We start from the raw sequence: 10,541 nt of genomic DNA, 5'->3' as shown, positions 1-10,541 counted from the left end.
TCGAAATTTGGTCAGGCACTTCGTACAACCTCGTGTCACTCGCTGTGAAGCGGGAGTCGGTGTCCGTGTCGCTCTGACTTGGAATAAGTTACGCGTCCGCTGAAGTCTTTGACAAATCCTCAGGTCAGGGACTCGAGGTTGCCCGTTTCCCCAGCTAGATCCCCTACGGCGACGCAACTTCGTCGATTCGGACAACATGTGACGCCGGACACCACGGCTTGTTGGCCAACCGTCGCGGACTCACACCACCTGGACACGGATCCCCGCGGCCTCGAACAACGTGACCTGCTGTGCGTCTACCGCAGCATCGGTGACCAGCACAGCTCCCGGCGGTATCGGCGCCCACGCATGGAAAGGACGTTCGCCGAGTTTGGCGGAGTGCGCGAGTATGTAGACCTCGCCGGCACGTTCGATCATCATTTCCTTGAGCCGGGTCTGATCGAGCTCAGCTTCACAAATGCCCAGGTCAGCGGTAACTGCATCCGCTCCGAGGAATGCCTTGTCGAACGACACCCTCTGCAACGAGGCCTCGGCGAGTGGTCCGACAAATCCTTGGCTGAGCGGCCTCAACGTCCCGCCGAGACATTCGACTCGGACACCATCAGCGTCGGCTAACGCCTCGAGTGCCGTCAGCCCTGCAGCGATCACCGTCAAATTCGTCACGTGACGTAAGAACTCGCCCATCGCGCCCACCGTGGTGCCTGCATCCAGGAGCACAGTTTCTCCGGGCCGAACCTGCTCGGCAGCCCACTCTGCAATCCCACGTTTGGCGTCGAACCCCTCCATCGCTCTCTGACGCAGAGATGATTCCGGATGGGGATTGATTGCAATTGCCCCGCCATAGGTGCGTGCGATGAGTCCCTGAGCAGTCAACTGACTCAGGTCTCGACGGATTGTCGACGCGGTGACCCCGAACTGAGCCGAGAGGTCCTCGACGCTGGCCAGACCACTCGTGCGCGCAAGTCTTGCGATTTCAGACCGCCGCGCCTCCGACTCCCGGATGGCCATCGCTCCTCCCCCCTACGAACTCTGGTGCTTACTTGGAAACGAATGTGCTGGTTGCCAATTCGGCCGCCTGCCGCAGCGCTTCGACCATACTACCGGCCTCGGCGATGCCCTTACCTGCAATATCGAATGCGGTTCCATGATCGACGGAGGTTCGTATGACCGGCAAGCCCACAGTGATGTTGACCCCGGCCTCGATTCCGAGGACCTTGACCGGGCCGTGCCCCTGATCGTGATACATCGCGACGATCAAGTCGTAGTCACCACGGCCGGCCAGGAAGAACGCGGTATCCGCCGGCAGAGGACCGTGGACGTCGATTCCTTCTGCCTTCAACAGTTCAACGGCAGGAATGATCTTCTTCTCTTCCTCCCCGTAGCCGAAGAGCCCATTCTCCCCTGCGTGCGGGTTGATCCCGCAGACGCCGATCTTCGGAGCCGGATTTCCGGTGCGCACCAACGCTTCATGACCTCGACGAATGGTCCGCTCCACCAGACCCGGTTCGATCCTGGCGACCGCGTCGAGCAGTCCGATGTGTGTAGTCACGTGAATGACCTTGAGCTTGGGCGTCGACAACATCATCGACACCTCCTCGGTACCGGTCAGGTGCGCAAGTAATTCCGTGTGACCGGGGAAGATGTGCCCTGCCGCATGCAGCGCTTCCTTGTTCAGCGGCGCGGTGCAGATCGACTGAACTTCACCGCGAACAGCGAGTTCGCTTGCAACGCGGATGTACTGATAGGCCGCATCTCCCGCGACTGCCGACAGTTCACCCCATGCGAGATCCCCAGGTAGCAAGTCCAGATCGATGACGTTGATCCGTCCATCGATGAATTCAGCATCCTTGATCTCCTCGACGGCGATCACGTCGACGTCGATTCCGAGAACCTCGGCGGCCAGTCGCAGGCGCTTCGCGTCGCCGACAACGACCGGGCGGCAACGCTTTCTCGTTTCGTCGTCGAGGAGTGCGGGGACGATCACTTCCGGCCCGACGCCGGCGCCGTCGCCCATCGTGACAGCGATCAGCGGCAGTGGGGTGGTCTCGATTGGCATGGGATTGACCTCGTTGTCTGAAGGTTTCACTGAAGGTGGATTATCCGGAGCGGCAACCGAAGTGGGGTGCGCGAGAAACTCCGTTATGGAGCAAAGACTGTGTACATCCCCGAAACTTCCTGGCCGCGTGACGATGTACCGACCGGTGTGATCGACGGAAAGAACAGCGCCGTGTTCGATTTCGTGGACCGGTGACAGATTGTCGATCCGCAGGCGGTCGAGAACGCTGCGCGCGGTTTCGCCACCGGTGAGGACCAAGTCAATCGGGTGTTCGTCGCCGGCGAAGCCTGCATCGACGGCACCGATCAGCTCCGCGAGCGCCGAAGCAAGATGGACGGAATCTGACGGCACGACTGGTCCACTCAGCGAGACCACCACGCTCCCGTGCTCCAATGCACTCAGAATCGACATCGGATCGACTGAATGTGCCAGGAGTTCAGCACTGTTCACCTCGATGTGGCGCGTACCTCCGTCGCGAAGCGACGCCACCTGGTCCCCCGCCGATACATCCGCCGTCCCCACAACCACCAAAGTGCATCGAGAATCACGAAGAGATGGACGCACGGTTGGTGACTGCACTGTCCTTCTTCGAGCAACTGCCGCTGCGAGCGCGGATGTTCCCACCAGACGAGCCTGCGGAATCTGCTGCGCTGCAGCCACAATCAGATCAAGGTCACCTTCGGTCTCGACGTCGCAGATCACCACCGACCCGCCCTCCGAGGTCGATGAAAGAACCTGGCCCAATCGTTCGGAACGAATGTCGGCCAGCGACACGCCAGAAGTGATTGCCGACGAGCCGAGCGCCTCTGCAATCGATCGAGGCGGTGGCATCAACTCTGCGCGCCACAAGTCGGTGGCGTGCAACGCAACCCCCTCGACGAACACCACCCCGCCTCGCACCGTGCGCCCCTGCCTTGGCAATCCGGCGGCGACGATGACCGGAGATCCGTCACGGGAGAGTTCCGCAACCTCCGCGGCCACGTTGCCTCTGAGTAGAGAATCGATCTTCTTCACGATTTCGGAGCCTGCGGACGATCGCAGGACTGATCTCACGTCACGAGAGGCACTGGCGGGGTCGGATCGCCGTGAGTGCAGATCAAAAACCGTCACACCCGATTCATCGGGCTCTCCTGGACCGAGTCGAAGCGATATTGCGGAACTTCGAAGCAGAAATCCTGCGGCCGACTCCGCGGCTCCGGAAAGATCATCAGCGATGATTACCAGCGGTTTCATCGAATCCCTCGACCCCCTTTCGGTCTGAATCGAGTATGCGCAGCATCGCAATCGATGCGCGAAGTACGCAATTGAAGTTACGGGACTTGCGCGAACTGCGCAACAGTGCAATTGTGAGCTGAGTTACAAGCGAGAGCCCGAGACGATTGTTCACCAACAGTCCACTCGGAGAGTCGCCCCCACGCTGCCCCGTCAGGATCGAAAGGTCACCGATGACCAATACTCGTTTGCGAACACCACAGCTCTCCCGGCGATCCTTCCTGCAGTTCACCGGGCTGATTGGTGGCGCAACGCTTCTGGGATCGACTGCGGCTTGCGCCGGCCCCACCGGGAAGCCGACGCAGGACACACTGGTGCTCGGACTCAACCGTTCACTCGTCAGCCTCGACAACAAGCTCAACCAGTTCGACGCAGCAGTCACGGCGCAACGTGGTGTCAGGCAAGGGCTCACCCGAATCGGCGACAATCTCACGCCGCAGCTCGTTCTCGCCGACAGGTTCGAATCGACCGGTCCCACCGAGTGGACGGTTCGACTCCGCGAGGGCATCCGTTACTCCGACGGCACACCCGTGCAGATCGACGACGTAGCTACCGCCATGCAGATGTACCAACAGGTCAGTGGATCGTTCGTCGCTCCGCAGTTCCCAGAGTGGCCGACGGTGGTTCCGATCGACGAGCGCACATTCATCCTCCGAACCAACTCCCCTGTACCTGTTCTGGACTCACTCATGTCCAACATCTTGATCACCCCAGCCGCGGCCAACGAACCTAACGAGCTGCAGAGCGGAATCGGGTCGGGACCGTTCATCGTCAGCGAATCGAACCGAGGCACAGGCGATTACACGCTTGTCGCCAATGACAATTACTGGGGACCCGCTCCCGGCGTTCGCCGTGTCCAGGTCCGCTTCATTCCCGAAGAGGCCGGCCGCGTCGTCGCTCTTCGGAGCGGGGAGGTCGACGTCATCGATTCGATCAGTCCGGATTCCGCCGAACAACTCGCCGACTTACCCGGCGTCCAGGTGGACACCGTGCCGAGCACGCGCATCAACCAGTTGTTCTTCAACTTCCGCAAGCCCGCCGATCACCCACTGTCCAATCCGCGTGTTCGCGAGGCACTGACCTACGCCATCGACGGCGAGTCGCTCGCCCGGGACGTACTGATCGGGTCCGCGGTGCCCGCCACCGGTCCAGCCCCGTCCACCTTGGATGGAGCTGTGAAAACCGGCACCTACCAATATGATCCGCAGAGGGCCCGGCAGATGCTCGACGCCGAGGGCGCAGACGACCTCGAACTCACCTTCATCTGGGAAACCGGGGAGTTCACCAACGACGTCTCGGTGATGGAATCGGTGCTCGAGATGATGAAGGCGGTCGGAGTGCGCGTCAAACTCCAGCAGTTCGAACCGGGCGGAGACATCTCGTCGTGGCGCCAGGGAAAGACCGGAGACTGGGATGTCCTCGGCAACGGTTACGGAAATCAGACCGGCCTCGCCTTGACCACCCTTCAAGGGATGTACGCGGGCACGGCGGAGAAGGAAGTAACTCGCGATACCTATCACGGGTACGTCTTCCCCGAAATCACCGCGAAGATCCAAGCCGCATCCAGCGAACCGGATCCGACCACGCGCGCCGCTCTCCTCGATGCAGCGCAGCAGGACATCTGGAAGACCTGGCCTTGCTTGTGGAGCTTCGTACCGAACGCTCTCCTTGCGAAACGCACTCGTGTTCAGAATGTTTCACTGACCCCCATCAACTCCTACGACCTCGGCGCCGTCCGATTGGAGGCCTGAGGCGATGACTCTCACCGCTCCGAAACCGCACACGTCACTCGGAATCTCTTCGCGTCGTCGTGCAAAGATGAACCCGACCGTCAAATACGTGCTCAAACGTCTGACACAGAGCGCACTGACGATCTTCCTCACGCTCACAACAGTGTTCGTCCTGATCCGGATGGCACCGGGCGATCCCGCCTACGCATTGGCCGGCCCGTTGGCCAGTACAGAAGATCTCGCACAGATCCGTGCTGACATGGGCTTGGACAAGTCGGTGTTCTCCCAGTACCTGATCTACCTGTGGGATCTCCTTCACCTGAATCTCGGCACGTCGTACTCGTTCCAGGCGCCGGCCATGGACGTCGTCCTCGGCAGACTTCCGTACACCATCACTCTGGCCGTCAGCTCCATTCTGTTGACCGCTGTGCTCTCGATTCCGTTGGGCGTGTGGATGGCCCGCCACGCGGACACCCGACGCGAACTCGGTGCGAACGTCGTGGCCGTCGGCGGACAGTCCATGCCGGAGTTCTGGAGCGGCCTGATGCTGGTGACGATCTTCGCGGTCCTCATCCCGGTACTACCTGCCGCCGGATTCACCACATGGCCGTCGTTGATCCTGCCCACCGTCACTATCGCCATCCTTCAGATCGCGTTGATCTCCCGGATGGTTCGGCGCGAAATGGTCTCGGCCTTCGCTTCGCCGTACATCACCGTCGCCCGCTCTCGCGGAGTATCCGAACGCGAACTCACCTGGCGATACGCGATGCGTAACTCGGCAATTCCCATCGTCACCGCGCTCGGCACCAGATTCGCCGGAATGCTGAACGGCGTTGTGGTGGTCGAGGTCGTGTTCGCCTGGCCAGGTGTCGGCTCCCTGGTGGTACGCGCGCTCGAGACACGCGACTACCCCCTCATCCAGGCCACAGTGCTTGTCACTGCAGTTCTCGCCGTGCTCGTACAACTGGCAGTGGACCTCCTCTATCCCCTCCTGGATCCACGCGTGCGACTCGGAAAGGGCGCCAACTGATGACTACCGTCTTGGAACCTCCCACAACCCCACGCCCCAGCGCAGTCACAGAGGCAGACTTCTCGCGCGCCGGAGCCACACGTCGTAAACGAGACAGCCGGGTCAAGATCTGGGCCGGCTCGATCTGCGCGCTGCTGGTAATTCTTCCCGTTGCATTGGCCGGACTGCTCCCCCTGGCAGATCCGAACCAGACCAATCTGAGCAGTCGGCAACTACCGCCGCTCACCGACGGCCATCTGTTCGGCACCGATCAGTTGGGACGAGATCTCCTCTCCCGAATCCTGCACGGCGGCCAAGTATCTTTGACAATCGGCATTCTCGCCGTGATCGTCTCCGGTGTCATCGGCATCGTCGCCGGATCCGCCGCGGGGTACTTCGGCGGCTGGGTCGACACCGTGATCTCCCGCCTTCTCGAGGCGCAACTCTCTCTGCCTCTGCTCATGATGCTACTTCTCGTCGTTGCCCTTTTCGGCCCGTCCATTCCCGTGATCACGTTCGTCATCGCGATCGCGCAGTGGCCCGAAGTCGCGCGACTGACACGCTCGCTGGTACTCGTGGAACGCGAAAAGCCCTATGTCGCAGCGGCTAGAGTGCTCGGGCTTACCCGCATGGCCATCCTGCTTCGTCACGTCATTCCGAACATCGTCAAGCAGGCATCGCTCGTCGTCCTGCTTCTGCTCGCTCAGGCCGTTCTGTTGGAAAGTTCCTTGAGCTACCTCGGCGCCGGCCCTCAACGTCCGTTTGCGACCTGGGGCCGAATCATCGCCGACGGACAGGACTACATCACGACGTCGTGGTGGATCGTCACGTTGACCGGTCTGATGATCGTGCTGCTGGTGGTCGGAGTAAACCTGCTCGGCGACGGCCTACGTGATCGTCCGGCAGGGTCGAAGCGACTGGGCGCAAGCCTGTTCGGGCGTGGCAGCGCCCAGAAAGCGAAGGGTTGAGTCATGGGCAATCTACTTCGGGTCGACGACCTCCAGATCGAACTCGTCACTGCCACGGGAGTCATCCGGGCCGTCGACGGCGTCTCCTTCTGTATCGACGCAGGCGAAACCGTCACCATCATCGGTGAATCCGGCTCGGGCAAGTCGACGACCGCCATGGGTATCCTCGGGCTCTTGCCGGACGATCTTGCCGTTCTCTCCGGGAGAGCTGAATTCAAAGGCCAGGACATTCTCGGAAAAACGAAGATCTTGAACGAGATTCGTGGAAAACACATCGCCCTGATCCCCCAGGACCCGATGACAGCACTGAGTCCGGTCCACACCATCGGAAGCCAACTCCGAGAAGCAGTACGGCACAGTGGGATTACGACCAAGAAACAACAGGTCGATCGAGCCGTCGAACTACTCGAGCAGGTACGCATTCCCTACCCGGAGCAGCAACTCGACAAGTATCCGCACCAACTGTCAGGCGGAATGTTGCAGCGCGTCCTGATCGCCGGAGCTCTTGCCGCCGGCCCCGAACTCATCGTCGCCGACGAGCCCACCAGTGCACTGGACGTCACAGTCCAGGCCGGCATCTTGGACCTGTTGCTCGAGTTGCAGGAACGGACCGGGATCGGAATGCTGGTCATCACTCATGATCTCGGAGTTGCGCGGCTGGTCTCGGATCGAATCTACGTCATGAAGGACGGCCGTTTCGTCGAGACCGGCGGAGCCGAGGACCTTGTCAACAAGCCGCAAAGCGCTTACACACAAAAGCTTCTCGACGCTATTCCTCACCTCGGTCCTTGGGATGGCGATCCGGCCACCAAGTCCCAGCCATCACAGATCGGAGCCTCGGCATGAGCCACCACGAAACACCACTTCTTGCCGTCGAAGATCTCGTGGTCGAGTATCCGGTGCCCGACGGAGTCTTCCGAGCGGTCGACACAGTGAGTTTCTCGGTGGAAAAGGGCAAGACCCTGGCCATCGTCGGCGAATCCGGATGTGGCAAATCGACAATTGCCCGTTCGATCGTTCGGCTCCTGACCCCGACCAGCGGACGCATCCTCGTCGACGGCGTTGACATCGCGCAGATGTCCGAGAAGTCGCTGCGCCCCTTTCGCTCTCGCGTGCAGATGGTGTTCCAAGACCCGTACGGATCACTGGACCCCCATCTCACTGCCGAGGAAATCATCGGAGAACCACTCCGCCTCAAAGGCGTTCGAAGCAAGTCAGAACGCGCCAAGGCAGCAGCAGTACTCGTCGATCGCGTTGGCCTGCCAACCTCGGCACTACACCGGCGTCCGGCAGAGTTCTCCGGCGGCCAACGTCAGCGCATCGGAATCGCCCGGGCACTGGCCGGCGGACCCGAACTGTTGGTGTGCGACGAAGCCACCAGCGCCCTGGATGTTTCAGTCCAAGCGCAGGTGCTCGAACTGCTGCGAGAGATCCAGTCCGATACGGGGTTGACGTACGTTTTCATCTCACACAACTTGGGAGTGGTGCGCGAGATCAGCGAGACGGTGGTTGTGATGTCGAAGGGCACCATCGTCGAAAGCGGTTCCACAGAAACAGTTCTCGCCAGCCCACGCGAGCCGTACACCCGCGCACTACGTGGTGCGGCCCTCGACCCCACCACGATGGTCGGGATCAAACCACGCCACGTAGTGGCTGCACTGTCCAAGAACTTGCTGGCCAAGCAGATCGAATCACGAGGAGTTGCCTGATGACCGCCCCGCTGGAGCTACCGAAACTGGTGCTGGGCACCATGACCTTCGGGGATACCGTCGACGCTGCGGGTGCGGGCGCGATGCTCGACGCCGCACTCGACGCCGGTATCTCTCACATCGACACGGCCAACGGCTATGCGGGCGGCAAATCCGAGCGCATGCTGGGAAAACTGCTCCACGGCCGACGCGATTCCATCGCTCTGGCCACAAAAGCAGGAATGCCACACCCCGATGCCGGCGACAACAGCCCACTCTCGGCAAAGGGGCTACGGGCAAGTGTCGAGGCAAGCCTTCGGCGACTCGACACCGATTACGTCGACCTGTGCTACCTTCACCAGCCGGACCGAACCGTCACACTGACCGAAACTCTGTCGACCGTCGCAGAACTGGTTGCAGAGGGCAAGATTCGCGCACTCGGCGTTTCCAACTTCGCAGCCTGGCAGATCAGCGAAATCAACTACACCGCAGACACAGTCGGCGCTCCACGACCGATCGTCGCACAACAGCTCTACAACTTGCTTGCGCGTCGAATCGAGGAAGAGTACGCAGAATTTGCGGAAGTCACCGGGCTGACCACAATGGTCTACAACCCACTCGGCGGTGGGCTGTTGACCGGACGTCACACTTTCGAGGAAAGCCCCTCAGACGGCCGATTCGGCGACTCGCGCCTTGCGTCGATGTACAAGGAGCGGTACTGGAATACGCAGATATTCGACGCGATCGCTCAGCTCACGGCGATCGCAGAGCAGTCGGGTATCTCCATGACCGAGCTTGCGTTGCGCTGGCTGGTCAGCAAACCCGCAACTGGGTCAGTGCTCCTCGGAGGATCCAAAGTCGCACACCTCGAATCCAATATCGCGGCCATCGGGCGAGGACCACTGGACGCCTCGATCATCGAAGAGTGTGATCTCATCGGTTCCGCGCTGCGTGGCCCCATGCCCAACTACAACCGCTGAAACACCCGACCTTCACCAGGAGAGCTCTCTGCTATGTCAGCACAAGAATTCGCCGCACGCATCCGAGGACGCGAACGCATTCTCGGATACTGGTCCGTCATCGACAGTCCGATCTCCACCGAATGGATCGCACACGTCGGCTGGGACTACATTGCCCTCGACATGCAGCACGGATTGATCGGCTATTCGGGGATGGTCGCCGGACTCACCGCAATCGACTCTTCACCGTCCACCGTCGGGATGGTGCGCGTCGAGGCAAACAACCCGACGCCTATCGGACGAGCACTCGACGCGGGCGCTGTCGGCGTCATCGTTCCCCTGATCAACAACGCTGAAGAGGCCGCGGCCGCCGTGGCAGCCGCCAAGTATCCGCCATTCGGCATCCGCTCTTACGGGCCCATGCGCTCGCAGCTCCGTGTCGGCCCCATTCCCGCCGACGCGAACCGCGACACTGTCGTCTTCGCGATGATCGAGACCCCGCAGGGACTGGAGAACGTCGAAGAGATCTGTGATGTAACAGGATTGGACGGCGTGTACGTCGGACCGTCCGATCTACGAATCGCCGTCGGCGGTAAGCATTCCAACGATCCGGACGTGTCCGAGGAATTCGAAGCCGCGCTCACCCGGGTACGCGAAGCTGCCGCTGTCAGCGGGGTGTCTGCCGGGATCCACACACCTTCCGGTCAGGTTGCAGCACAACGCCTCGCGGAGGGTTACACCTTCGCGACCGTAGCCTCGGACCTGACGCATCTGGCGAATGTCTCGGCTCAGCATCTGGATGCAGCCAAGTCCTGATCCGGGTACAAAAATGGCGATGCTCCCGTACTTGGTACGGGAG

The 10,541-nt window shown here is 61.1% G+C and carries 9 protein-coding genes; 7 read left to right on the top strand and 2 right to left on the bottom strand.

The annotated features are described in order from the left end of the window. Positions 1-240 precede the first annotated feature (240 nt). Both ACWF6P_RS31560 and pdxA read right to left on the bottom strand, forming a co-directional pair. On the bottom strand, positions 241-1,008 hold the full coding sequence (locus ACWF6P_RS31560; RefSeq protein WP_378450087.1) for a DeoR/GlpR family DNA-binding transcription regulator: 768 nt from the start codon (positions 1,006-1,008) through the stop codon (positions 241-243). A 28-nt stretch (positions 1,009-1,036) separates the two neighbouring features. Further along, a complete protein-coding gene (pdxA, locus tag ACWF6P_RS31555; RefSeq protein WP_452623672.1) occupies positions 1,037-3,289 on the bottom strand; it encodes a 4-hydroxythreonine-4-phosphate dehydrogenase PdxA in 2,253 nt (750 codons plus the stop codon). 212 nt (positions 3,290-3,501) lie between these two features. Between pdxA and ACWF6P_RS31550 the strand changes: the two genes are divergently transcribed. Genes ACWF6P_RS31550 through ACWF6P_RS31520 form a run of 7 tightly spaced genes read left to right on the top strand, consistent with a single transcriptional unit; the run spans position 3,502 to position 10,498 of the window. Then, on the top strand, positions 3,502-5,079 hold the full coding sequence (locus ACWF6P_RS31550; RefSeq protein WP_452623671.1) for an ABC transporter substrate-binding protein: 1,578 nt from the start codon (positions 3,502-3,504) through the stop codon (positions 5,077-5,079). Positions 5,080-5,083: 4 nt separating this feature from the next. After that, a complete protein-coding gene (locus ACWF6P_RS31545) occupies positions 5,084-6,088 on the top strand; it encodes an ABC transporter permease (protein ID WP_452623670.1) in 1,005 nt (334 codons plus the stop codon). Then, a complete protein-coding gene (locus ACWF6P_RS31540) occupies positions 6,088-7,035 on the top strand; it encodes an ABC transporter permease (protein ID WP_452623669.1) in 948 nt (315 codons plus the stop codon). The genes ACWF6P_RS31545 and ACWF6P_RS31540 overlap by 1 nt, the downstream gene beginning before the upstream one ends. 3 nt (positions 7,036-7,038) lie before the next feature. Next, a complete protein-coding gene (locus tag ACWF6P_RS31535) occupies positions 7,039-7,881 on the top strand; it encodes an ABC transporter ATP-binding protein (protein WP_452623668.1) in 843 nt (280 codons plus the stop codon). Continuing rightward, on the top strand, positions 7,878-8,744 hold the full coding sequence (locus tag ACWF6P_RS31530; protein WP_452623667.1) for an ATP-binding cassette domain-containing protein: 867 nt from the start codon (positions 7,878-7,880) through the stop codon (positions 8,742-8,744). Before ACWF6P_RS31535 ends, ACWF6P_RS31530 begins: the two co-directional genes overlap by 4 nt. Beyond that, the gene (locus ACWF6P_RS31525; protein ID WP_452623666.1) at positions 8,744-9,703 is read left to right on the top strand and encodes an aldo/keto reductase; all 960 of its coding nucleotides are present in this window, start codon (positions 8,744-8,746) and stop codon (positions 9,701-9,703) included. The genes ACWF6P_RS31530 and ACWF6P_RS31525 overlap by 1 nt, the downstream gene beginning before the upstream one ends. 33 nt (positions 9,704-9,736) lie before the next feature. After that, positions 9,737-10,498, top strand: coding sequence for an HpcH/HpaI aldolase family protein (locus ACWF6P_RS31520; protein ID WP_452623665.1), 762 nt, complete (start codon positions 9,737-9,739; stop codon positions 10,496-10,498). The last annotated feature ends 43 nt before the right edge of the window (positions 10,499-10,541 follow it).

The organism is Rhodococcus sp. NPDC055024 (assembly GCF_053608585.1).
This window is presented reverse-complemented; position numbering and strand designations above follow the sequence as displayed.